The sequence below is a fragment of the Phycisphaerales bacterium genome, from assembly GCA_020852515.1.
GTDB lineage: Bacteria > Planctomycetota > Phycisphaerae > Phycisphaerales > UBA5793 > UBA5793.
Genome location: JADZAS010000002.1, coordinates 118,951 through 142,781, shown reverse-complemented (window position 1 = coordinate 142,781; position 23,831 = coordinate 118,951). Strand labels below are relative to the sequence as shown.

Here is a 23,831-nt window from a genome sequence, read left to right as displayed (position 1 = left end):
GATGGCAATGCCCCTTCGCTTCAAGAGTCGCGTCCTCGCTCACCTGCGGGATCACCGCTACGAGCCGGTCGGCTTTGATCTGCTCGCCGAGCAGGTCGGCGTCGAGCAGGCGGATCTGCCCGAGTTTGAACAGGCGCTGGATGAACTGATGGCGGCGGGGCAGATCACTTCGGCCCCCGCCGGCGAGTTCATGCTGCCGCCCATCGGCCGCGAACTCATCGGCAAGATCCGCGTCAACCCCAAGGGCTTCGGCTTCATCATCCCCGATGCGCCCAATCGCGAGGGCGATCTCTTCGTGCCCCCGGGCGCCACCGGCACGGCGGTGAGCGGCGATCGCGTCCGCGCGCGAGTCGTGCGGAGCCGGGGCCGCGGCGGCGCGCCCCCCGGCGCATCGCCGTACACCGGCGAAGTCGTCGAGATCCTCCAGCGCGCCAAGTCGTCCTACGTGGGCACGCTGCGCCGATTCCAGCAGCACTGGCTGGTCGAGCCCGACGACCGCCAACTGCACGACATGGTCCGCGTGCGCGATGTCGGCGCCAAGAACGCCCGCGAAGGCGACAAGGTGGTCGTCGAGATGATCCGCTATCCCAACGCCGGCGAGTGGGGCGAAGGGGTGATCATCAAGCGCCTCGGCGAAGCGGGCCTGCCCGACGTCGAGACGCAGGCGGTCATCCACACCTACAGCCTGCCGGGTGCGTTCCCGGAAGCGGCGCTCGACCAGGCCGCGGAGATGGCTCGCGAGTTTGCCGACACCGAGCAGTTCATCGAGGGCCGCGAGGACCTGCGCGAGCAGTTCATCATCACCATCGACCCGCCCGATGCGCGCGATTTTGACGATGCGATTTCGATTCAGCGCCTCGACGACGGCGGGTGGGAGCTGGGCGTGCACATCGCCGACGCTTCGACATTTGTCACGCTCGACTCGCCGCTCGATCTCGAAGCGCGGCAGCGGGCCAACAGCGTCTACCTGCCGCGCCACGTGATCCCGATGCTGCCCGAAGTGCTCAGCAACGGCGTGTGTTCGCTGCAGGAAGGCGTCGATCGGCTCACCAAGTCCGTCTTCATCCGCTACGACGGCAAGGGGCAGGTGCGCGACGAGCGCTACTGCAAGTCCGTGATTCGCTCGAGCAAGCGGCTGACCTATCTCGAGGCCGAGCATCTCATCCTCGGCAACGCCCAGGAAGCGCGCAAGCACTCGATGAGCGAGACGGACTATCCCGAGGCGCTGCTGCCGACGCTCAAACTCATGGATGAATTGGCCAAGGTGCTTCGCCGCCGCCGGACGAGAGACGGCATGATCGTTCTCACCCTGCCCGAGGTCGAACTCATCTTCGACGACCAGGGGCACGTCATCGGAGCCGAGCCGGAAGATGACGCGTCAACGCACGGCCTGATCGAAATGTTCATGGTCGAGGCGAACGAAGCGCTCGCGCGGCTCTTCGACCGGCTGAACGTGCCGATCCTCCGGCGCACGCACCCGGATCCATCCACGTTTGATCTCGGTGAATTGCGGCAGTACTTTCGGGTGGCGGGGCTGAACCTGCCCAAGAGCCCGACGCGATTCGAACTGCAGCACGTGCTCGAAGCCACGCGCGGCACGCCGCGCCAGCAGGCCGTGCACCTGGCGATCCTCAAGAGTCTGACCAAGGCGGAGTATTCGCCGGCGATGATCGGCCACTTCGCACTGGCCAGCGCGCACTACGCCCACTTCACCAGCCCGATCCGCCGGTATCCCGACCTCGTGCTTCATCGCCAACTCGCGGCGTATCTCGAGCAGACGCGCAACGGGAGCGAGCGGCCGCGCGGCAAGGGATATCGCCGCATCGGCAACACCCTGCGCAAGGACAAGCGTTGCCCCGACGAGGCAAGGCTCATCGAGATAGGCACGCGCTGCAACGAGGCCGAACGCAACGCCGAGATGGCCGAGCGCAGCCTGCGCAACTTCCTCGTGCTCCAGTTCATCGCCGAGCGCCACCAGGGCGACGTGATGGACGGTGTGGTGGTGGGCGTGTCCGAGTCGGCGGTCTTCGTACAACTCGACCAGTGCCTCGTCGAAGGTTTTGTGAACATCCGCGACCCCGAGGCTTTCGAGACGACCAATTCGGGCGGCAAGCGCAGCCGCGGCGACCGGCAGGGCCGCTGGCGCATCAACCAGCAGACCGGCGCGCTCACGAGTGAGAGCGGCGCGACGATCCAGATCGGCGACCGGCTGCAGGTGCGCATCATGCTCGTCGATCCGCCCGCCCGGCGGATGGACCTGCGCATCGTCGCCAAGGCCGCAGCGCCTGCGAAGAGTCGTGAGTCCAACAGGAACCAGAAAGGGCAGCAGGACACAAAGAAGCCACGAAGGGAAAACGGAAAGGCGAAACCTCCCGGAAGAAGCAAGCCCGCGCCGAAAAAGCCGATCCAGAAGAAGAAGGGCAAGCGAACAAAAAAGCGCCGCTGATCAGAACTGGAGCTCATTCACTGTCTTGACTTCGTGCCCGCTTCGTGCCTTCGTGGTTGACGCAGCGCCATCGATTCGGCAACCCGCCTCAACACCGCCCGAGAAACTCGCGGCGCACATCCGCCAGAGCCTTGAAACTCGCCCGCCAACTCTGCACGGCGGTGTGGTCGATCTCGGCGGAGATGACCATCGGCCCATCGCCCGCCTGTGCCATCACTTCACCCTTGGGGTCGATGATGCGCGAGCCGCCGGCGTAGGGAAGATACGGGTCCTTGCCGCAGCGGTTCAGCCCGACGACATACGCCTGGTTTTCGATGGCGCGGGCGCTGAGCAGCGTGAGCCAGTGGTGCTGGCGCGGCGAGGGCCAGGAAGCGCCGATGGTGAACATCTCGGCTGCTCGCTCGATTGCCGCGAGGCGCCAGATTTCCGGAAAGCGCAGGTCGTAGCAGATCAGCGGGCAAACCTTGATGCCGTGCCAGTCGAAGGTGACGATCTCGCCGCCGCCGCGAAACTCCTCAGGCTCGCGCCCGCCGCTGAACGGGAAGATTTTGGAGTAGCGGCAGACGAGTTCGCCATCGGGATTGAAGACCACGGCGTCGTTGGTCGCCTTGCCGCGAGGGTCCGGCCGCTGCACCGATGCGCCCTGCACGAACGCGCCCCACTTTTTCGCGGCGGCGGCGCACCACTTCTCGCTCGCTCCGCCGGTCACCTGCTCGGCCGTCACCTTCGTGTTCAGGCTGAAGCCGACGTCAAACATCTCGGGCAGCACAATGAGCGACCCGCGCGGCACAGCGGCCTGCTCGATCATCCGCTCGACGATCGCGTGGTTGGCGGCCTTGTCTTCCCAGACGATGTCGAACTGAACGGCAAATACCTGCGGCATGCACAACGATATCAGCCCTGCACCGGCGCGACCGGATACGATGCAGCCATGACTGTCGAACTGCGCCTCGAACGCATCAACGCCGATGTCCCTCTGCCGCGATACCAGACCGAGCACGCCGCGGGCCTCGATCTGCACGCTGCGCTTGATTCGCCGCTTGTGCTTGAGCCGGGCGACATCAGGCTCATTCCCTGCGGTTTCCGGATGGCGGTGCCAGTCGGCTACGAGGCGCAGGTGCGGCCGCGCTCGGGCCTGGCGAGCAAGCACGGCATCTCGATGCCCAATGCACCGGGCACGATCGACGCCGACTATCGAGGCGAGGTCTGCGTGCCGCTGATCAACCTCGGCCGCGAGCCGTTCACCATCGAGCCGCACATGCGCATCGCGCAGATGGTCATCGCGCCAGTTGCGCACGCGCGCGTGGTCGAAGTGCAGGCGCTCGACGAAACGCGGCGCGGCCAAGGCGGATTCGGCTCAACGGGGCGGTGACGGAATCGCAGACGCCAGCGAGCCGGAACTTCTTCAGTTGTCGTTGTCCTTCTGCTGCTCGGGGAAGAGCAGGTAGCGCATCGGGTTGAACGGGTCGCCGTCGTAGTCGATGACGCCGGCGTGGCCATCGAGGAAGGACATCGAGTAGGCGCTGCTCGTGCCGTGGTGCGTCGTGCTGGGCTGCTTGCGGAACACGGCGTGGAAATTGCCCGGCTCATCGACGTAGGACACGAACTGCGAAGCAATCTGCAGCCGGACTCTGCTGAAGGCGCGCACGCCGTCGGGCCAGGTCATCGAATCCGCCACGTCGTTGTAGAAGAACGCGTGGAAGGGATACCACGTGCCGTTGAAGGCATAGGACGTGCCGACGAGGTGATAGGCGCTGGTTCCAGAAGTCGGTTCGGGCTCGAGGTAGGCTTGCGTGTAGTTGTAGCCGAGATCATCCGGACACTGGAAGATCGGGAAGTTGAATCGGGCGGGGTCGAGGAATTCCTGGCGCGCGATGCCTGCGTCGCCTCGCGGCCGGTCGGGGTGCACGTAGCGGTTGAGCGGCCGCTCATAGGGGTAGTAGAGGTGGCTCCAGGCGCTCTCGCTGCGTGTGGTGTAGCGGCCGCCGTGGCTGTAGTTGTCGAGCAGCGCGTGGCCGCGCGGCACGAGGATGGGCATGACGTCGTCGTGCTCGTCGAGATACATGGCCGTAGCGGTCATGATCTGGCCGAGGTTGCTCAGGCAGCCCGCCTGCCGCGCCGCCGAGCGGGCCCGGGAGAGCGCCGGCAGCAGTAGCGCAATGAGCAGGGCGATGATGGAAATGACGACGAGCAGTTCGATGAGTGTGAAGGCCAGGGCACCGCTGGCGCGTTGATTGACTGACAAGGCGGACTTGTGGAGCCGAAATCGCATGTGAGAAAAACCGCGCACGGCAGTGGGATGTTCCACCAATCAGAGCAGGTTGGACCGTGGCCGCGCGTGCGCCCCGAACAGCAGACGAACAGTGGACGGCTTTCTTCACGCTGGCTGGGGCGGCCGTTCGATATCATTGGGCGGACCAGTGCGCGCCGGCCCGGAGGGGGCAAGCCGTGGGGTCTGACGATCGGCCGCCGCGCCGCGGCCATGAGGGTGCGATCCGACGCATGGCACGAGCAAACAAGAAATCGAGTGACGCGAAGAAGTCCTCCAGCCCGGGGCCGACTGCCATGTCGCACGTCTGGCGCGGCATCGGCTGGATGGCGCTGGCGGCTCTCGTCGCTTTCGTCGGCGCCTCGCTGGTGAGTTTCGACGCCGCCGACTGGCCGAGCCACGCTGTCTCGGTTCACAACGATCCGCCCGCGAACTGGTGCGGTCAGATCGGCGCGTTCGTCGCCTACTGGTCCTATCAAGTGCTCGGACACGGCCTGTGGGCTGGTCTGGCGCTGCTGCTGGCGTACCTTGGCCTGACGGCGTGGGGCACGCGCGTCGGCCACCCGGCCGTGCGCCTCCTGGGCGTTGCGATGGTCGTGCTCGCCGTGTCGGGATTGCAGGCGCTGTGGTTCCGCACAACGGGGCCGTTCCCGGAAGGGGCCGGCGGGCTGCTGGCGATTCGCGGCGTCGATTTTCTCGTGCCGCGGTTCAACGGGCCGGGTACGGCGATCATCCTGATTCTGCTGCTGCTCGTGGGTTCGATCATCGCCGCCGAGCGCCTCGTGCTCGCCCTGCCGGTGCTCGCGCTGCGCGGCGCCGGTTTGATGAAGAAGGTGCCAGTCGGCAGGGCCGTCGGCGCCGCGACGACGCTGGCCGCATCGACCGCCGCCGCCCTGACATCGCGCTCGCAGGCTGAAGTCGAGCAGGAAGAGCCGGAAGCCGAGGTACCGGCGCCGGTCGGCCGACGCGGCAAGGCGCCGGTGCCGCCATCAATCAGCCCCGACGCCGGCGGCTTTGCCGGCACCGAGTCGTTTGCCATGGAGGAGGCCAGTCGCAACGCTGACGCGGCCGCCGAAGCCGCCACGACCGTGCGCTCGACCGAAATCAACATGGAGGCTCTGCGCGAGAAGATCCGCAAGCTTCCCGTCAACATCTCGTCGCGCCCCAAGGCCAAGGGCAGCGAGAAGGCCGACCTGCCTCGCAGCGATGACTACAGCGGCTACCAGTTCCCCTCGCTCGATCTGCTCATCGAACCCGAAGAAACCTTTACCGAGAAGATGGAGCAGTTTGTTCGCGAGCAGGCGGAAGTGCTCGAGCATACGTTGCAGGTCTACGGCATCGAGGGTGAAGTCGTGGGCATCGACTCCGGCCCGGTCATCACGCTCTACGAAGTGCAGCTCACGCCGGGCACGAAGGTGTCGTCGATCAATTCGATCGCGTCGGATATCGCGCGCTCGCTGCGGGCCCAGAACATCCGCATCGTCGCCAATATGGCCGGCAAATCGACGATCGGAATCGAGGTACCGAATCTGAACAAGGAAAAGGTGCGCATCAAAGAGCTGATGACGGCCACGTCGGATGCAGCGAAGATGCGCCTGCCGATGTTCCTGGGCAAGGACGCCTCGGGCACGCCGCTGATCGCCGATCTCTCGGCCATGCCGCACATGCTCGTGGCCGGCACGACGGGCTCGGGCAAGAGCGTGTGCATCAACACGATCATCATGTCGTTTCTGTACACGAGGCGGCCGGATGAACTCAAGCTGATTCTCGTCGATCCGAAGATGGTCGAGATGAACCAGTTCAAGGAGATCCCGCACCTCATGTGCCCGGTGGTGACCGAGATGGGCAAGGCGGCGGCGATCCTCGAATGGGCCGTGACGAAGATGGAAGAGCGCTACGAACTGCTCTCCGAAGTCGGCGTGCGCGACATCGCCAACTACAACACGCTCAGCTGGGAAGAAATCGAAGAGCGCCTCGGGCCGATGACGGAGCAGGAAGCGGCGACGATCCCGAAGAAAATCCCGTACATCGTCTTCGTTATCGATGAACTGGCCGATCTCATCATGACGCACAAGGAGGTCGAGACGCTCATCGTGCGCATCGCGCAGAAGGCGCGCGCCGTGGGCATTCACCTGATCCTCGCCACCCAGCGCCCGCAGGCGAACGTCGTGACGGGCCTGATCAAGAGCAACATGCCCTGTCGCGTGTCGTTCAAGGTGGCCTCGGGAATGGACAGCCGCATCGTGCTCGATCAGAAGGGAGCCGAACTGCTGCTGGGCCAGGGCGACATGATGTTCCTCGGCCCGCGCACGAGCGAGATCACCCGCGCACAGGGCACGCTGGTGGATGATCTGGAAATCCGCAAGGTGACGCGGTTTCTCAAGGAAGTGGCGGCGCCGAGTTTCGAGCGGCAACTCATGGTCCTCCGCTCGCCCAGCGCCGAGGGCGAAGCCGACGCGGGCCTCACTGCGGCCGAGCGCGATCCGCTCTTCATCAAGGCGGTGGAGATCATCGTCGAATCCGGCCGCGGGTCGGTCTCGCTGCTTCAGCGCCGCCTGGCCATCGGCTACACCCGCGCCAGCAGGCTCATCGACCAGATGGGCCTGGCCGGGATCATCGGCGAGCACAAGGGCTCGGTGGCGCGCGAGGTGATCGTCTCGCCCGAGGAGTGGGAGCAGATGCGCCGCATGATGGAGGAAGGCGAGGCTGACGGCACGCTGTTCTCGGGTGATGAACAGGACGGTGACGAGGGCGGCGAGGTGGATGACGCCGAAGCGGTCGATGAATACGAAGATGAGGACGAGGAAGGCGGCGAGGACGAAGAGGATTTCGAATACGAAGACGATGAGCCCGATGAGATCGAGCAGGCGCCGTTCGACGGCACCCGCCGCGCCGTCTAGCCGCGCCGTCCAGCCGCAACGACGAGCCGTGAAACGAAGGCTCTGCGCAGGAGAGCGCTTCGAGAATCATGCCGGCCGCCCTGACACACCGCTTTACGTTTATGCTCGACGGGATGGGCGATCCGATCATCGCCCGCGACCTGACGCGCGCGCTTCATGAAGCGCTGGGCGTCGTCGCGCGCGCCGATCCCGCGGGCATGTGGCTCGAGATCGAGAGCGAGCAGCCCGTTGATGAAGCGCTCAGTGATCGCGTGGCCGACGTGGCGCGCCGCATGGGCTTTGAGCCGCGCGACCGTACGAGCAGTTCGTTCGTGCCGAGCGTGACGGCCGGGCAACTGCGCCAGCGCCTCGCCTACGAGTGGACGAGCCGTTGGGCTACGGGAGTGGTATTCCTGCTGCCGGCGCTGGCGCTGCACTATCTCACGCCGGTGCTGGCCCAGGGCGGCCGGCTCATTCCCGGCATGATCGAGGCGACGCTGGTCATCTGGTCGCTCGTTGCGGCGTGTTGGCCGATCATCTGGCAGGGGCTGCTGGCGCTCTTTGCGCGGCGGATGACGCCGGATCTGTTCACGCTCGCGGGCCTTGCTGTGTCGCTGCTTTACGGGCTGGTGATGGTGGCTCTGGCGCGCGAGAACACGTTGCACATCACCTCTTACTTCATCATCGCCGCGACGCTTCAGCGGCTGATCATCTGGCGCCGGGCGGAGCGGCTGCAGGGGCAGTCGCATCTCCTGCCGCCGGCTCGCTGGCTGCTGGGCGCGATGCTGATTGCCGGCCTGTCGCTGGCGTGCTTTGACTTCGCCGGCGGAATGGCGACGTTGCTGGCTATGCCGGCGATGATCGGCCTGCTCTCATGCAACCGGCTCGTGCATCCCTTCGGCGCGCTGATGCCCGCGGCATTGATGTGCGCTTTTCTGGCCCTGGCGCCGGCGGTGCTTCCCGCGGCGCAACTCGCCGGGCGAATCGAGGCCGCATTCGCATTCAACGTATTGCTCACGCTCGCCTATGGCTCGGCGCTCGGCGGCCGCCCGGCCGGCGCTGAATCCAAACCGCTATGATCGGGCGGATGGATGAATCGCAATCGTCAACGCCCTCGCAACCCGTTGAGGCGCCGATCTCGGCCGCACATGCGCGGCAGCGCGCCTCGGCCGTGATGGTCGCCATCGGCCTGGCTCAACTGCTGCCGCTGGGGCTGACCGTGCTGCCCATGGAAATGACGGCCGCGTGGAGCGACCGAAGCGCCTGGCTCGTCGCCGTCGCCATCGGCGGCGCGGTTTATGTTCTCACGGCCGTGCCCGTGCGCCTGAATGTGCGGGCGATGGCGTGGTTGGCGCTGGCGGCGGCTGTGGCGCAGGCGCTGGTCTTCATCCTGCTGGCGCTGCTGGCGATCATCGCCGCCATCAGCGCCGGCAGCCCGATGTCGATGACCATGGGCGTGCTGCTCTTTGGCACCATGGCTTCGATGCACCTGTTCATCGCGCGCTGGCTCTGGCCCGCCCTGCAAGGCGAGACGAGATGAGCGGCGGCGACACCGCACAGCCCGATGTCGAGGATGATCGCCCCACCGATCCCACGGCATCGCAGCGCACGTTCGCGCGCGGCGTCGGGTTTGTCATGCAGGGTGTAGGCGCGACGCTGCTGGGGCTCTCCACCTGCGCGTGCTGCGGCATCGCGTTCTGGGAAGGCAATCTTCTTCACAGCGGCGCCCTCGACACGAGCCAGGCGGCGGGGGGAAACAAGCCCGCCGTGCTCCTGCTGCTCACCAACGTCCTCGGCTCGCTGGCGCTGGTGGCGTTCGGGCTCGGTCAGCAGTCGGATCGCGGCCGCGCGCCGGCCATCGGCGCTGCAGCGACGTCGGCGATCATGGCCGTGCTCTACGGTCTGGTGGTCTACCTGGGCGCCGGCGCGTCGAGCGGCAGTCAGTGGCCGGTCGTGGCGGCGGCCGTTCTGGCGCTGGTCATGCTGCTGTGCACCGCGCTGACGTGGATGGCCGCCGGCCAGGTGCTCGCCCATCCGCCCCTGAGCGCCGCGGCGCCGACCGTGCCTTCCGATGCGTTTCCCGATCCGCTCGCCGTGAAGCGGGAACGGTACGATTCTCCGGCGGAAGCGGACATCGCCCGCCGTCGCGAGCGTCTGGAAGAAGAGATGCGGCGCCTGGACGAACTGCAGCGCCAGGTGCGCCGGCAGAATCGGCCCGAATCCTGACGCGTGCGCCTGCCGATGGCCGGTATCATCCACAAGGAGACGCACATGAATCGACTTCGCCTGCTCATGGTTGCTGCCCTTGCCGCGACCTTGCTGTGCACGGCCGGATTCCGCTCGTCTGCGCACGAATCTGGCATCGAGCGCCGCAATGGAATCGACGAAGCGCACTACAAAATCGCCCGCCAACTCATCGAGCGCTCGATTGCCTACTTGCGCACGCAGCAGGATGAGGCCACCGGCGGCTGGGCCCTGCCCGAGGAGGGCAAGCCGCACCTGCCGGGCATCAGCGCGCTGGTGCTCACCGGCATGCTCATGGAGCCGGACATCGACGAGAGCGATCCGGGCGTCAGGCGCGGCCTCGATTACATCCTGTCCTTCAGGCAGGAAGACGGCGGGATCTATGACCGCATACTCAGCAACTACAACACTTCACTGGCGCTGAGCGCGCTGGCCCAGGTCGGCCGGCCCGACGCGGCGGCTGCGATCAAGCCGGCGCAGGACTTCGTCCGCTCCATCCAGTGCGACGGCCAGACCGGGCCGGATGGCAACGCGATCGATCCGTCTCATCCGTACTACGGCGGCGCGGGCTACACCACCGACAGCCGGCCGGATAATTCGAACCTCGCCACCATGCTCCAGGGCCTGCATGACAGCGGCCTCGATTGCAACGACCCGGCCTTCCAGCGCGCCGTGGTCTTCCTCCAGCGCACGCAGATGTCCGATGAACTCAACGACATGCCATACGCCGACGGCTCGACGCAGGGCGGCTTCATCTATTCAACCAGCCCGAACAATCAATCCGTCGGCGCCGGTGAGTCGAAGGCCGGGATGATCGAAGAGACGATGGACGATGGCACGCAGGTGTCGCGGCTGCGCTGCTATGGCTCGATGACGTATTCGGGTTTCAAGAGTTACCTCTACGCCAACCTGGACCACGATGATCCGCGCGTGGTCACCGCGTTCGAATGGCTCAAGCAGCACTACACGCTGGATGAGAACCCCGGCATGGGGATGCAGGGATACTACTACTACCTGGTCACGATGAGCCGCTCACTCGACGCCTGGGGCAGCACGACCATCACGCCGCTCAAGCCGGACGGCACGCCGGGCGAACCGCGCGACTGGGCCAACGATCTGATCGACAAACTCGCCTCCCTCCAGCGGCCCGACGGCAGCTTCGTCAATGAGGCCGAGCGCTGGATGGAGGGTGATCCCGTTCTCGCCACCTCTTACGCCCTGCTCGCCCTGCGGCACGCGATCGACTGAATATGCGCACACACGAGATCACGATCCGCGTTCGCTACTGCGAGTGCGATCCGATGAACGTGGCCCACCATTCGGCGTACGCCGTGTGGTTCGAGATGGGCCGCACGGAGCTGCTCCGCGCTGACGGCGTCTCGTATGCAAGTCTCGAGCAGGAGGGTGTCAGCCTCGCGGTGGTGGAACTGAACGTGAAATACCGCAAGCCGGCTCTCTACGACGATCTGCTCCGCCTCGAGACGACGCTCACCGAAGCGAGTCATGTCAAAATCAAGCACGAATACACGCTTTGGCGCGATCACGAGCGGCTGGCGGTTGCGGCGACGACGCTGGCGTGTCTGGATCGAAGCGGCCGGGCGGTCGCGCTGCCGCCCATTCTGCGGGCACATGCAGATCGTTCGTAGCCACCTCTGGCCGCTCGCGCACAGCGCGCAGAGAATTGACATCCCGTCAGGAGCATCGCATGGCCGACTCTGCTTCACTTCGCATTCTCGTTGGAGTTGACGATTCGGATTCGGCCCGCGCGGCCATGGCGCACGTGGCTGCGGTGTTTCCGGGCGCGAATAAGCCGCAACTGACATTGCTGCACGTGCTCGTGCAGGCGATTCCGCCGAGCATCGAGTTTGTGGATCCCTCGATGATCTGGGACGGCGCTGGCCTTCCGCCGGCTCTGGCCACCGAAACCGCCGAGCAGATCGCCTCGCAGAAAGAGGCGGCGCGCCAGCGCGTGCAGCGACTCTTCGACGAAATCGTGCCGGGCAACTGGCCGGCTGACCGGCTTGAGGTGCTTGTCGTTGAAGGCGGCTTCACGCGCGCCGCGATCGCCGAGATCATCACCTACCAGGCCAAACAGAGCAGCGCCGACGTCGTCGTCGTCGGCCGCACCAGGCACGGCGCCCTGCACGAAGCGCTGATCAAGTCAACCGGAGAGCGGTTGGTCCACGCGTGCAAGGCCACGGCGGTGTGGGTCGTCAGCGTCTGATGCGCCCTGCCTGCCAAAAGCAAATCGGCCCGGAGCGCGATGCCCCGGGCCGAAAGACGTGAATGGCCTTGGTTCAGTTGATCGTCGTCTCAACGACGTTGCTCGTATTCTCGAATTGCGCCGCCTGGAACCAGACCGTCCGGCCCGACGAATTGCCCGGGATCGGCAGGTTCCAAGTGACCTCGCCGTTGCCATCCGCGCGCTTGGCGCTGCCCGCCTGCACCGGGTTGCGCAGGCCCAGCGTCACGTTGAGTTGCGCCACATAGGTGCTCCCCAGGCCGCGGAGGCTGTAGGCGAGATACGTCATCTCGTTCGGGTTCGCGCCCGTCACGTCAAAACTGCCGCTCTGCCCGGCCACGAGCGGGCCGACGGCCAGCTGCATGCCTTCGTCGCAGCCGATGCGGGCCACGACCACGGCGTCGAGGCCTGCTTCGACGACCGAGTCGTTGGGGTTGTCAACGGCGATGAAGCGCAGTTTCATCGTCGCGGTCGGGGCGACGAACTCACTCACGCGGAACTCGTGCACCTGCCACGCGGCGGCCTGATTGCCGACCTGATCGACGATGGTCCAGTTCGTTCCGTTGTCGTTGGAGATCTCGACGGTGAATTGATCGCCTACGCCGTTGACGCTGCGGAACCACCGGGCGTAGGAGACGCTGGCGTCACCGCTGCTCAGGTCGAAGGTGGGTGAAGTGAGCGTCGTCGGCCCGCCGTCCACGTCGGAGTTGCCGCTGCGGTTGGCGGTGAGGTAGCACTGTCCGGAGTGGTCGTAGTCGGTGGCCGGGTCTTCGCGCTGGCCGCCGCCGGCCGGGACGCCGCGCTCCCAGGCGCCATCGGTGAGGCTCTGATTCACGACCGTCCAGCCCTGGTTGGTCTCGAAGTCGTCGGCGAAGAAGATGTCAACGAACGCCGCTTCCGCCTCATAGAACTCGACGGGCGCATCGGCGGGTGAGTAGTGGGCGTAGCCATCGACCGAGGCGGCTTCGAAGTAGAACTGCACGACCTCGCCGCAATCGGCCGCCGGCAGCGTTGCTTCGAACAGTTCGCCGCCGAGCGGGCTCAGCGCGGACTCGGTGTACGGCCCGCTCGCGCCGACGCGCGACCAGAGTTTGCCCGAGCCGGTCTGGTACTGTCCGCCGTTGGCGCCGCTGATCTGGACCTGCATGGAAACCGCAGTGTTCGGATCGACGAAGGCGGGCACTCCGTTGGGGAACGAGAAGCGCAGCCGCGTCGTGAGGAACTTGGCCAGTTCCATGCAGCCGGCGAAGCACTCTTCCGCGGCCGGCACGATCTGTTCCGGCGGGAGAATGAAGCCGAACTGCCCGGTGTCGCGCAGTTCGTAACCCAGCGCCCAGGCGCCGCCTTCGACGTAGCACCAGTCCTGCGTGATACCTGATGCCGGGTAGATCGTGGTATAGGTGGGCCCGTGCGTGTAATTTGTCCCGTAGGGGCTCTCCATCGCCGCTTCCATGTCAGCGCCAATCTCTTGAAAGGTGGCATGGTCCGGCGGGAGATTGATCGTGTAGCCGTAGGGCTGGAGGATGAGCTGGCCGTAGCTGTGAATGTCCATCCACCCGCTGAAGTTCGGCAGGCCCAGCAGGAAATCGCGCATGACCTGCGACTCGGGTTCGGAGAACGGCGCTGTGCCGCGATAGGTTTCGCTGCCGGTGTTGTTGCTCGAACCCTCGCCGCCCCAGCCGGTGGCCCAGTTGCGGTTCAGATCGACGCCGAAGGTGCCGTTGCCGTTGTTGCGCCGGTTCTTGCGCCACATGCGGTCGGTCTGCGTGTACGCAAAGCCATCGACGTTCTGCACGGGGATGACGTAGAAGTTGATCCGGTCCACGAGGCTGGTCAGCTCGGGATCGCTGCCGTAGGAGGTGAGCAGCGTCTCGGCCAGAAACGGCATGGCCATGGTGGTGATCCACTCGCGCGCGTGGATGCCGCCTGCATAGACGACGTCCGGCTTGCCGGCCGGCCCGCCGGCGCCCACAATGCGGATGCCGCGGATGGGCCGGCCTTCAAGCGAGTTGCCCACCACAATCGTCTGCGCCAGCGCCGGATAAGTGTCCGCCAGCAACTGCATGTGGGCTTCGATCTCGGCCAGCGGGTGGTACGCGCCGTACCAGCCGTCCGCGCCGTTGCCATTGCTTTCGGCGTCGATGAGCACCTGCACATCCTCGATCATGACTTCGTACTCGACGCCCGACGCATCCAGCGCCGCCATCACGTCGGGCGGAATGCGGTAGTCCACTTTGCCGAGGCCGCTGCCGTGCGTCCAGCAGTCGGGGCTCAGGGCTTCCATGGTGAGCAGGTCACGCGAACTGCGAATGGTGGCGCGCACGACCTTATGGCCGTCATAGCGGACCACGCCCGGCACCGCCTGATCGACCTGCGCCTGGGCGCTGGTTGTGGCGAGGCCGCCCGCGACGAGCGAGCCGGCCAGAGCGATGGTGGTGATAGATCGATAGTACATTTCTACTCCTCCCGAGGAATGACAAGCCCACGAGCCGCCGCGGGTGGAGCCAGGCTCCAGCTCTGCGCGGTCCGCCATTGCAGTGCTCAGCGAGCACCCGCCCATTCTACAACCGCCTCCCCGCCGGGAATCATCCCATAATCGGGAACGCGGCCCCGATCTGCAGGGCGCCGTGCAGACCCAAAGCACACGGCCCGGAACAGATCCGGGCCGTGCGGAGGTCGCCTGATATCGAAGTCGAAGGTTCAGTTAACAGTCTTCTCGACGACGTTGGTCGTCCGGCCCACCTGCGCCCCCTGGAACCAGACCTGCCTTCCGGACGTGCCTTGGGGAATCGGCAGGGACCACGAAACTCGCCCGCTGCCGTCGGTCAGGCGGCCGGGGCCCGCTTGAACGGGGCTGCGCAGATCGAGGGTGACGTTGAGCGGCGCCACGTAGGTGCTTCCGAGTCCCTGGATGCTGTAGGCGAGATACGTCATGGTGTTGGGCGTGCCGCCGGAGATGTCGAATTGCCCATTCTGCCCGGCGGTGAGGGTACCCACGTTCAATTGCATCGTGAGGAATCGTGCCAGCACCATCGCGCCTTCGAAGCACTCCTGCGAAGATGGGATGATCTGGCTGGCGGGCAGCAGGAATCCATACTGGCCGGTGTCGCGCAATTCGAAGCTCAATCCCCAGGCGCCCGCTTCAGCGTAAGCCCAGTCGAGCGTGACGCCAGACGCCGGGTAGATGGTCGTATACGTCGGGCCGTGCGTCCAACTCTTTCCGTAGAGCGACTCCATCACCGTTTCCATGTTGGCGCCGATCGTCTGGAACGTGTTGTGATCGGGCGGCAACTGGGACGTGTAGCCGTAGGGCTGCAGGATGAGCTGCCCGTACGAGTGGATGTCGATGAAGCCCTGGAAGTTGGGCAGCGCGAGCTGATAGTCGCGCACGACCTGCGACTCGGGTTCAGAGAACGGAGCTGTGCCGCGGTAGGTTTCGCTGCCCGTGCGGCCGCTCGAACCTTCGCCGCCCCAGCCGACGCTGTAGTTACGGTTGAGATCGACGCCGAACTCGCCGCCGCCATTGTTGCGCCGATTCTTGCGCCACATGCGGTCGTTGGTCCAGGTGTACGAGTAGCCGTCCACGTTCATCACGGGGATGATGTGAAAGTTCACTTTGTCCACCAGGGCCGTGAGGTCCGGATCCGAGCCGTAGCCGGCCAGCAGCGTGTCCATGATGTAGGCGCACGCCATGGTCGTGATCCACTCTCGGGCGTGAATGGCGCCGTGGTAAAGCACGTCCGGGTTGCCGGCGCCGCCGTTGGGATTGTGGATGCGGATGCCGCGGATCGGCCGGCCTTCGAGCGAGTTGCCGACGACGAACGTCTCGGCGACGTCCGGGTGCGCGTCGGCGAGCGACTGCATGAAGGCTTCGATCTCCGCGAGGTTGTGATAGTCGTCAAACCAGCCGTCGCCGTGGCCGCCCTGGCGCTCGGCGTCGATGAGCGCCTGAACGTCTTCGATCATGACGTCATAGGGCACTCCCGACGCGTCCAGTCCGGCGAGCGATTCGGGCGGGATGCGGTAATCGACCGGGCCAACGCCGCTGCCGTGCGTCCAGCAGTCGGGACTGAGCGTCTCCATGATGCGCAGGTCGCGCAGGTTGCGGATGTTTGCCCGAACGACCTTGTGCCCGTCGTAGCGCACGGGCGCCGCGGCGACGACATCATTCTGCGCCAGAGCCGAGGCGATCGGCAGGGCGCCCGTCGGCGCCAGGGCAGCCAGAGCCAACGCGAAAACGCAAGTACCTCGATGCAACATGGCAAACCTCCTCGATCAAGTCGTCCTGGATTGCGGCACCGCTGCATCGCTCAGGCGCGATCGGCGGCGCCAGCCGTGGCCCCCAACACACAAAGCCCGTCCCTTTCGCACGAAAAAGACGGCTGATCATCAGAACCACCTCGGGGTCCGATTTCATCCCGAAATCGCCCAAGCGGCCACAATCCCGGATCTTCACAGAGGCGGGGGCTCCAGGGAAGCCAGCGGCAGGACCGCCCAGACCCACTCATCCGGCTGCGGGTCGGCCGCGAGGTCGATGACCAGCACCGCCGCCCGTTCGTGGTCGCTGTTGAGAATGATGCCGCGATGGTCGAGCGGCTGCGATCCGCTTTCGGCGTGCTCGTGGCCGATGCAGAAGGCGCTCACGCCGAGAAGCTCGGCGAGTCGGTCCAAGAGCTCTGAACTGTGCCGGCGACCCCACACCAGGAGGTATGCCGAACCTGTTCGCGGCTCGAAGTCGGCGGCTTCGAGTTCCCGATCGAGCACGCCGGGATCAAACGTCTTCATGACGTGCTCGGCCGGCAGGCTGTGCGAGCAGAGGATGCCCGAGTCGGTCCGCAGCGCCAGCGGCCAGGCACGCAGAAAGCCGTTGATGGCGTCAATGACAGCGGCCGCGTCATCGCCGAAGGTGAACTCGATCGCATCGTTGAAGAGGATGACCGAGTCGCCCGCACCTTTGCTCACGCCGCGGCCGGTCATTTGCGACATCTCGTGGTTGGCCAGCAAGGGGTGCACCTGCAGCGGATAGCGCACGACGAGTTCGGCCGCGCGAAGAAGCATGCGATGGCTGAAGTCCATGCCGTTGATGAGGTTCTCGCCGTGGATCAGTTCGTGCAGCGTGACGTGATGGTCGATCGACGCATCGAGCCGCGCCAGCGCAAGAATGCTCTCGAGGTGGTAGGGGTTGTCATGCAGATCGCCGGTGGCGACGAGCCTGCCTCGGCGGGGCAGATGGACGGTCGAGCCGCGCCGCAAGGGCGATTCGCGAAGCGTTCGGGCGGCCTGCCCGAGCAATTGGATCACCGCCGCGGCGTTGGTGAAATCCGTCTGAAACTGCATGGCCAACCATAGCCCATTCCCTGACCGGCCCCCGGCGCCGGCTCCTACAATGCCTCTCCATGGCCGTGCGCATCGCCCGCGACACCTCGCTCGAGCCTCGCCTCGAAATCATGCCGTTGCTGGACGTGATCTTCCTGTTGCTGGCTTTTTTCATCTACGCGATGGTGCTGCTGATCCGCGCCGAGGTGTTGCCGGTGCAGCTTCCTGAATTGAGCCAGGGACGACCTGCAAGCAACGTGGATGCGATCTCCATTACGCTCGACGCCGATGGCTCACTTTTTGTCGATGCCCGGCCGACCGATCTTGACGCCGTCATCGGCGTGCTGCAGGAGGCGCTTGCGGCCAAGCCCGACGCCCGCGTCTACCTCGCGGCTGACATGCAAGGCCGCGCCGACCGCCTGCCGGTGTTCATCGAACTGGTCAACCGCCTGCGCGGCTCGGGTGTCCACGAGTTCTTCATCGTGGGCAAGCCGGTGGACGCACTCTCCAGCCCACCCCGCTGAGATCCCGCGGCTTACTTCGGCCCTGCGGCGTCTTCATTCCGATGTCGGCGCACCAGCCAGAGGCCTTCGCCTCCGGCCGCAGCAAGAAAATCGTCGTTTTTCATCTCTCCGGCCAGGTTTTGTTTGCACCTGCGGGCCGGGATAGAGGATAATTTGCTCCACTCTCGACGCCGGCACTGCCACATCACCCTTGCCGCCGGCGTATTCGAGCAGGAGGAGGTCCGTGATGCGTCGTTTCACCACGTCGTCGGCGATGGGTGTGGTGCTCTTGTGCTGCGCCCTCTTCGTGCCGCTCGCCACCGCCGGCCCAGTTGAGAGCGATCCCGCCGCAACCGAGATGCTCAACCTCGGCCTGCGCGGCGTCTACTTCGTCCCCAACCAGGGTCAGTGGTCCGATGCAGATGTCTACTACGGCCTGCGCTCGCGCGGCCTTGACGTCGCCTTCCGCGAGTCGATGCTGACGATGCACATGACGCGGGAGACGGCGGAACCGAGCCCCGACCGTGAGGGAGTGGTGTTGGACGCGCGACGCGAGACGCCGCTTGCTGACACGCGCGGCTCGTCAGGCGAATCCGCTGACCTCGAACACCTCACCCTCACCGTCGCCTTCCCGGGCAGCAACGCCGTGCTGCCCATCGGCGCTCAGCCGCAAACGGCGAAGTTCAACTACTTCGTCGGCGGCGAGGGGCGCGAGACGGCGAGCAATGTGCCTTCATTCGGCGCGGTGATCTACGAAGACTTGTACGACGGCATCGACCTGCTCGTGTGCGGCAACGACGACGGCGTGCTCAAGTACGAGTTCCACGTCGCGCCCGGCGCGGACTACGCGCAGATCCGCATCGCCTACGACGGCATTGAGTCGCTGTGCATCGATGACGCCGGCAATCTTCAAATCAACACATCGTTCGGCACGCTCGCCGACGGTGCGCCGGTGGTGTGGCAGGAGGATTCAACGAGCCGCGCCCATGCCTCAATGAACCGCGCCCGTGAGGAAGCGGTATTCGCCGTCGAGCGCGATGCGCCGCTCGCTCACACGCGCGGCTCGTCTGACCAAACCATCCCCGCCCGCTTTGAACTCTGCGGTGCTCACACCTACCGCATCGCCCTCGATGGCCCCGTCGATCCGACTCGCGAACTCATCATCGATCCGGATGTGGAGTGGATGTACTACCTCGGTGGAAGCGGTGACGACTTTGGCACTGGCGTGGCGATCGATGCTTCGGGCGATGTCCTCATTTCGGGGGCGACTACTTCGACCGACTTCTCAGGGCGTAACAACTCCAATCATGGAGGCGGAGGATTCGGCGACGCCTTCCTCGCGAGGCTCAGCCCGGCCGGCGCACTGCGGTGGATGACCTACCTCGGAGGCAGCGACGAAGATCTGGCCTTTGACGTTGCCGTTGACGGCGCAGGCAATCTTCTCGTGGCCGGGGCAACCGCCTCGTCTAACTTTGAGGGTCGCAACAACGCGTACCACGGAGGCGGTCCCGGCGGACTGGAGGGCGACGGGTTTGTCCTAAAAGTGAGCGCCACCGGCTTGCTCCAGTGGATGACTTACTTCGGGGGCACGCAAGGCGACATGGGTCAGAGCATTGCTGTCGACGGCGCTGGCCATGCGTTCGTAACTGGCGAAACGAACTCCACCGATGTTGAAGGGCGCAATAACGCGAATCACGGCGAAAGCGAAGAAGCGCTGGTCGTCAGAGTGGGCGATTCAGGAGCACTTGTCTGGGCCACCTACCTCGGCGGGGACATGAAGGAATACGGCGCCGGGATTGCCGTAGACACCGCCGGCAACGCCTTCGTCAGCGGAGCAACTGATTCGACCAACTTCGAGGGTCGAAACAACTCCACGAATGGTCCGCAAGACGCCTTTGCGGCAAAGGTGAGTTCCTCGGGTATCGTACAGTGGATGACCTACATCGGCGGAACTGGCATCGACTACAGCCAGGGCATCGCTATCGACAGGGCCGGCAACGTGCTTGTCGTCGGGTCAACCAGCTCGACCGACTTTGCAAGGCGAACCAATGAGAGCCATGGATGGCTGGACTGTTTTGTCGCGAGCGTGAATCCCGCGGGCTCCGTCGCGTGGGCCACATTCCTCGGAGGTGCTCGCGACGATGAGGGGCTAGGCATCGCCGTCGACGCCACGGGGGATTGTCTCGTAACCGGACTAACCGACTCGACCGACTTTGAGGGTCGACGCAACTGGAATCACGGCGGGAACGATGCGTTCGTCGGGAAGATGAGTCCATCGGGCTCGTTGCAGTCGATGTCCTATCTCGGCGGAATCGCTGAAGATATTGGTTTCGGTGTCGCAGCAGCCGAAGGGAACAGGGCATATATCTCCGGGTACTCCGCTTCGCCCGACTTCGAGGGTCGCGGCAACGCACACCACGGCGGCATTGACGCCTTCGCCGTCAAACTCCGCCTCGCCGATGGCCCGCAACTGGTAGTCAACGCGACCTGCCCATCCGGCGGCCCCATCCAGGTCTCCTGGTCCGGCGCGACGCGCGGCGGCACGATCGTCCTGCTCTACGCCCGCAACACCGGCTCATTCCGCATCCCCAGCGGCAACCCCTGCGCCGGAACTCAAACGGGCCTGGGCAGCAACCAGATCCAGATCGCCTATCAAGGCAGCGCCGGCCCCAGCGGCTCGCGCACCGTCAACTCAACCACCGGCCCCGGCGCCTGCGGCGGCTACCTCCAACTCCTCGACGTGCCGACCTGCAGCACGAGCAACGTGGCGCTGGTGGAATAACTCTCGCCTCCGCCACAACGCGGAGAAGAGGCAGTTCGGCATCGAGCCGAGTGAAGGAAAGAACAGATGGCAGTCAGACTATCGTGGGCGTGTGTTTCAACGCTGTCGATCATGTGTGCGACTCCTTTGGCGGCGTCGGCCCTTGCTGGCCCGGAAGGCTCCGACCCCGCCGCCACTGAAATGCTCAAACTCGGCCTGCGCGGCGTCTACTTCGTGCCCAACCAGGGACAGTGGTCCGATCGCGACGTCCACTACGGCCTGCGCTCGCGCGGCCTTGACGTCGCCTTCCGCGAGTCGGCGCTGACGATGCACATGACGCGCGAATCGAACGAATCAAACGAAACGACCAAAGCGAGCCCGAAGCGTGAGCGAGGAGGTGTTGGAGGCGCTTCGCACGAAGCATTCCTCGCTGACGCTTCGGGCTCGCTGCGGGAATCCGCCGACTTCAACCACCTCACACTCACCATCACCTTCCCCGGCAGCAACGACGTGCTGCCCGAAGGCAGCAACCCGCAAACGGCGAAGTTCAACTACTTCGTCGGCGGCGAGGGGCGAAGCACGGCCAGCGATGTGCCCTCCTTTGGCGAAGTCGTCTACGCGAATCTCTACGACGGCATTGATCTGCACGTGATGGGCAATGACGACGGCGTGCTCAAGTACGAGTTCCACGTCGCGCCCGGCGCCGAATACGCGCAGATCCGCATCGCCTACGACGGCGTTGATTCCCTGTGCATCGACGAGGCCGGCAATCTCCAGATCAACACCTCATTCGGCACGCTCGCCGACGGCGCACCGGTGGTGTGGCAGGCGAGCGGCACACGTCGTACTGACATTTCCGCGCGGTTCGAACTCTGTGATGACCATACTTACCGCATCGCGCTCGATTGTCCGGTCGATGCCGTCCGGGAACTCGTCATTGATCCTGATGTGCAGTGGGCTCTGTATCTCGGTGGAAGCGACGTTGATGATGGGCCCGGCGTTGCTATCGACCGTGGCGGGAACATACTGGTAAGTGGTGCTACGCTGTCTGTCGACTTTGAAGGACGAAACAACTCCCACCATGGCGGTCCGTTCGGACCGTACGACGCGTTTGTGGCAAAAGTAAACTCAACGGGAACGCTTGAATGGATGACATATCTCGGTGGCAGCATGAGTGATGCCTCCTTCGGGGTGGCGCTGGACAGTGCTGGCAATGCGTACGTCGCAGGCGGCACAGAGTCAGTTGATTTCGCTGGGCGAACCAACGAGTTTCATGGAGGAGATCCTTTCGGCGGTGATGCATTCATCGCTAAGGTCGCCTCATCGGGAGATCTGGATTGGATGACCTATCTCGGCAGTACTGGGCACGACCTAGGTTTTGGCATCGCCGTAGATGCAACAGGTAACTCGGTGGTATCGGGTGAAGCCGGCGCGAACGATTTTGAACATCGGAACAATGAACATCACGGAGGAGTTGCGGATTCCTTCGCCGCGAGCGTGCGTAGTGACGGCGTAGTGCAGTGGATGACCTATCTTGGCGGTAGCGGCGGCGAGCTGGGATTTGGGGTATCCATCGACGGTTTGGGGCATGCGATCATTACGGGCATCACGGTGTCCCTCGATTTTGAGGGGCGAATCAACGCACATCATGGTCCATGGTACTACGATGCGTACGTCGCAAAACTAACCACATCGGGTGCACTGCAGTGGATGACATACGTTGGAGGTACGGCCGATGACCTCGCCTATGCGATCGACACAGACGATGCTGGGAATGCGTTCTTGACAGGAACCACGTATTCGGCTGATTTTGAGGGTCGAAACAACTCGCTTCGCGGGATCCAATACAACGCGTTTCTGGTCAAGGTAACTCCGACGGGGCTGGTTCAGTGGATGACGTATTTGGGAGGCTCCAACGGTGAGGATGGCCGAGCCGTCACTGTTGACGAGGATGGAAACGCATACGTAACCGGCCAGACCTACTCGGAAGATTTTGAAGGCAGAGTTAACGAGCCCCACATCGGACCAGATGCGTTTCTGGCCCAAGTTCCAACTTCGGGGGCGATCGCGTGGATGAGGTACGTTGGAGGCAACAACATCGATTCCGGCTTGGGAATCGCGGTTGATAATGCTGGAACTGTAGTGATATCTGGCCAGACAGCCTCAACGGACTTTGAACACCGCGTCAACAACCATCACGGAGGACGCGATCCGAACGATGCGTTTCTGGTAAAGATCCGCGTCTCCTCCGGGCTGCAACTCTCGGTCGCCGCCACCTGCCCATCCGGCGGCCCCATCCAGGTCTCATGGTCCGGCGCGACGGGCGGCGGGACGATCGTCCTGCTCTACGCCATCAACACCGGCTCATTCCGCATCCCCAGCGGCAACCCCTGCGCCGGAACTCAAACGGGCCTGGGCAGCAACCAGATCCAGATCGCGTATCAAGGCAGCGCCGGGCAGAGCGGCTCGCGCACCGTCAACTCAACCACCGGCCCCGGCCCCTGCGGCGGCTATCTCCAGCTTCTCGATATCGCAACCTGTGGCACGAGCAACGTCGTGAGAATCGAGTGAATCTCCCATCTGTCTTGGGAGGGCGATGCTCCAATCATATTTCAGGAGGAGCATCGACCCATGAGTGGATCATTGGTTGAACCCGGTCAGCGCGCGCCTGCGTTCCAGTTGCCTGACCAGAATGGCGAGAACCACCGGCTCTCCGGGTACCGGGGCCAGTGCGTCGTGCTCTACTTCTATCCGGAGGACGACACCGAGGGCTGCACGATCGAGGCCAAGGAGTTTCGAGATGCGGCGGGAGAATTCCAAAAGGCTGGCGCTGTCGTGCTCGGAATCTCGCCCGACAACAGCGAATCGCATTGTCGTTTCGCCGACAAGTACGACCTGAACTTCACACTGCTCGCCGACGTGCCGGGCAAAGATGGCGTGCCGAAAGTCTGCGACAAGTACGGCGTGTGGGCCCTCAAGCAGATGTTCGGCCGCACCTACATGGGAATCGTTCGCACAACGTACGTGATCGGCCCGACGGGGAAAGTCGAACACCGCTTTGATCGGGTGCGCACCAACGGGCACGCCGCACAGGTGTTGGCCGCATTGCGCGGCGAATCGGCGCCAAAGTCGGCCCCGCGCGCCAAACCCTGAGTTGCCCGGCCCGATTGC

At 64.7% G+C, this 23,831-nt stretch carries 18 protein-coding genes; 13 read left to right on the top strand and 5 right to left on the bottom strand.

The genetic code is table 11. The annotated features are described in order from the left end of the window. The first annotated feature begins 7 nt into the window (after nt 1–7). Nucleotides 8–2,446: a VacB/RNase II family 3'-5' exoribonuclease gene (locus IT430_00700; protein ID MCC6906433.1), complete on the top strand. Its 2,439-nt coding sequence runs from the start codon at nt 8–10 to the stop codon at nt 2,444–2,446. Nucleotides 2,447–2,534: 88 nt separating this feature from the next. Here the strand turns inward: IT430_00700 and IT430_00695 are convergent, their stop codons facing one another. Then, a complete protein-coding gene (locus tag IT430_00695; GenBank protein MCC6906432.1) occupies nt 2,535–3,329 on the bottom strand; it encodes a hypothetical protein in 795 nt (264 codons plus the stop codon). 48 nt (nt 3,330–3,377) lie between these two features. On the opposite strand from IT430_00695, the gene dut reads away from it, so the two are divergent. Then, entirely contained in the window at nt 3,378–3,818 is a 441-nt protein-coding gene (dut, locus tag IT430_00690) for a dUTP diphosphatase (protein ID MCC6906431.1), read from the top strand. Nucleotides 3,819–3,851: 33 nt separating this feature from the next. Here the strand turns inward: dut and IT430_00685 are convergent, their stop codons facing one another. Further along, the gene (locus IT430_00685) at nt 3,852–4,691 is read right to left on the bottom strand and encodes a DUF1559 domain-containing protein (GenBank protein MCC6906430.1); all 840 of its coding nucleotides are present in this window, start codon (nt 4,689–4,691) and stop codon (nt 3,852–3,854) included. A gap of 257 nt (nt 4,692–4,948) precedes the next feature. Between IT430_00685 and IT430_00680 the strand changes: the two genes are divergently transcribed. From IT430_00680 to IT430_00650, 7 genes are all read left to right on the top strand, one after another. After that, nucleotides 4,949–7,615, top strand: coding sequence for a DNA translocase FtsK 4TM domain-containing protein (locus IT430_00680; GenBank protein ID MCC6906429.1), 2,667 nt, complete (start codon nt 4,949–4,951; stop codon nt 7,613–7,615). Between the two features lie 68 nt (nt 7,616–7,683). Further along, nucleotides 7,684–8,673 (top strand): hypothetical protein, encoded by a 990-nt coding sequence (locus IT430_00675; GenBank protein ID MCC6906428.1) that lies wholly within the window; start codon nt 7,684–7,686, stop codon nt 8,671–8,673. An 8-nt stretch (nt 8,674–8,681) separates the two neighbouring features. Beyond that, entirely contained in the window at nt 8,682–9,134 is a 453-nt protein-coding gene (locus IT430_00670; GenBank protein ID MCC6906427.1) for a hypothetical protein, read from the top strand. Beyond that, the gene (locus IT430_00665) at nt 9,131–9,820 is read left to right on the top strand and encodes a hypothetical protein (protein MCC6906426.1); all 690 of its coding nucleotides are present in this window, start codon (nt 9,131–9,133) and stop codon (nt 9,818–9,820) included. The genes IT430_00670 and IT430_00665 overlap by 4 nt, the downstream gene beginning before the upstream one ends. A 45-nt stretch (nt 9,821–9,865) precedes the next feature. Beyond that, nucleotides 9,866–11,086: a hypothetical protein gene (locus IT430_00660; protein MCC6906425.1), complete on the top strand. Its 1,221-nt coding sequence runs from the start codon at nt 9,866–9,868 to the stop codon at nt 11,084–11,086. A 2-nt stretch (nt 11,087–11,088) separates the two neighbouring features. Next, a complete protein-coding gene (locus IT430_00655) occupies nt 11,089–11,484 on the top strand; it encodes an acyl-CoA thioesterase (protein ID MCC6906424.1) in 396 nt (131 codons plus the stop codon). Nucleotides 11,485–11,543: 59 nt separating this feature from the next. After that, the gene (locus tag IT430_00650) at nt 11,544–12,062 is read left to right on the top strand and encodes a universal stress protein (protein MCC6906423.1); all 519 of its coding nucleotides are present in this window, start codon (nt 11,544–11,546) and stop codon (nt 12,060–12,062) included. 73 nt (nt 12,063–12,135) lie between these two features. Here the strand turns inward: IT430_00650 and IT430_00645 are convergent, their stop codons facing one another. From IT430_00645 to IT430_00635, 3 genes are all read right to left on the bottom strand, one after another. Then, on the bottom strand, nt 12,136–14,535 hold the full coding sequence (locus IT430_00645) for a choice-of-anchor J domain-containing protein (protein MCC6906422.1): 2,400 nt from the start codon (nt 14,533–14,535) through the stop codon (nt 12,136–12,138). A gap of 245 nt (nt 14,536–14,780) precedes the next feature. After that, on the bottom strand, nt 14,781–16,340 hold the full coding sequence (locus IT430_00640; protein MCC6906421.1) for a hypothetical protein: 1,560 nt from the start codon (nt 16,338–16,340) through the stop codon (nt 14,781–14,783). Nucleotides 16,341–16,532: 192 nt separating this feature from the next. After that, on the bottom strand, nt 16,533–17,417 hold the full coding sequence (locus tag IT430_00635; protein MCC6906420.1) for a metallophosphoesterase: 885 nt from the start codon (nt 17,415–17,417) through the stop codon (nt 16,533–16,535). Nucleotides 17,418–17,476: 59 nt separating this feature from the next. On the opposite strand from IT430_00635, the gene IT430_00630 reads away from it, so the two are divergent. The 4 genes from IT430_00630 (at nt 17,477) to bcp (ending at nt 23,813) form a co-directional block, all read left to right on the top strand. Then, nucleotides 17,477–17,920, top strand: coding sequence for a biopolymer transporter ExbD (locus tag IT430_00630; GenBank protein ID MCC6906419.1), 444 nt, complete (start codon nt 17,477–17,479; stop codon nt 17,918–17,920). Between the two features lie 226 nt (nt 17,921–18,146). After that, the gene (locus IT430_00625; protein ID MCC6906418.1) at nt 18,147–20,681 is read left to right on the top strand and encodes an SBBP repeat-containing protein; all 2,535 of its coding nucleotides are present in this window, start codon (nt 18,147–18,149) and stop codon (nt 20,679–20,681) included. A 306-nt stretch (nt 20,682–20,987) separates the two neighbouring features. Continuing rightward, nucleotides 20,988–23,231, top strand: coding sequence for an SBBP repeat-containing protein (locus IT430_00620; GenBank protein MCC6906417.1), 2,244 nt, complete (start codon nt 20,988–20,990; stop codon nt 23,229–23,231). A gap of 60 nt (nt 23,232–23,291) precedes the next feature. Beyond that, nucleotides 23,292–23,813, top strand: a complete 522-nt coding sequence (gene bcp / locus IT430_00615; GenBank protein ID MCC6906416.1) for a thioredoxin-dependent thiol peroxidase — start codon at nt 23,292–23,294, stop codon at nt 23,811–23,813. Nucleotides 23,814–23,831 lie beyond the last annotated feature (18 nt).

Excerpts from the sequence above, each read along its gene's own strand:
- IT430_00700 (MCC6906433.1), top strand. The coding sequence starts at position 8 with ATGCCCCTTCGCTTCAAGAGTCGCGTCCTCGCTCACCTGCGGGATCAC.
- IT430_00695 (MCC6906432.1), bottom strand. The coding sequence starts at position 3,329 with ATGCCGCAGGTATTTGCCGTTCAGTTCGACATCGTCTGGGAAGACAAG.
- dut (MCC6906431.1), top strand. The coding sequence starts at position 3,378 with ATGACTGTCGAACTGCGCCTCGAACGCATCAACGCCGATGTCCCTCTG.
- IT430_00680 (MCC6906429.1), top strand. The coding sequence starts at position 4,949 with ATGGCACGAGCAAACAAGAAATCGAGTGACGCGAAGAAGTCCTCCAGC.
- IT430_00675 (MCC6906428.1), top strand. The coding sequence starts at position 7,684 with ATGCCGGCCGCCCTGACACACCGCTTTACGTTTATGCTCGACGGGATG.
- IT430_00670 (MCC6906427.1), top strand. The coding sequence starts at position 8,682 with ATGGATGAATCGCAATCGTCAACGCCCTCGCAACCCGTTGAGGCGCCG.
- IT430_00665 (MCC6906426.1), top strand. The coding sequence starts at position 9,131 with ATGAGCGGCGGCGACACCGCACAGCCCGATGTCGAGGATGATCGCCCC.
- IT430_00660 (MCC6906425.1), top strand. The coding sequence starts at position 9,866 with ATGAATCGACTTCGCCTGCTCATGGTTGCTGCCCTTGCCGCGACCTTG.
- IT430_00655 (MCC6906424.1), top strand. The coding sequence starts at position 11,089 with ATGCGCACACACGAGATCACGATCCGCGTTCGCTACTGCGAGTGCGAT.
- IT430_00650 (MCC6906423.1), top strand. The coding sequence starts at position 11,544 with ATGGCCGACTCTGCTTCACTTCGCATTCTCGTTGGAGTTGACGATTCG.
- IT430_00645 (MCC6906422.1), bottom strand. The coding sequence starts at position 14,535 with ATGTACTATCGATCTATCACCACCATCGCTCTGGCCGGCTCGCTCGTC.
- IT430_00640 (MCC6906421.1), bottom strand. The coding sequence starts at position 16,340 with ATGTTGCATCGAGGTACTTGCGTTTTCGCGTTGGCTCTGGCTGCCCTG.
- IT430_00635 (MCC6906420.1), bottom strand. The coding sequence starts at position 17,417 with ATGCAGTTTCAGACGGATTTCACCAACGCCGCGGCGGTGATCCAATTG.
- IT430_00630 (MCC6906419.1), top strand. The coding sequence starts at position 17,477 with ATGGCCGTGCGCATCGCCCGCGACACCTCGCTCGAGCCTCGCCTCGAA.
- IT430_00625 (MCC6906418.1), top strand. The coding sequence starts at position 18,147 with ATGCGTCGTTTCACCACGTCGTCGGCGATGGGTGTGGTGCTCTTGTGC.
- IT430_00620 (MCC6906417.1), top strand. The coding sequence starts at position 20,988 with ATGCACATGACGCGCGAATCGAACGAATCAAACGAAACGACCAAAGCG.
- bcp (MCC6906416.1), top strand. The coding sequence starts at position 23,292 with ATGAGTGGATCATTGGTTGAACCCGGTCAGCGCGCGCCTGCGTTCCAG.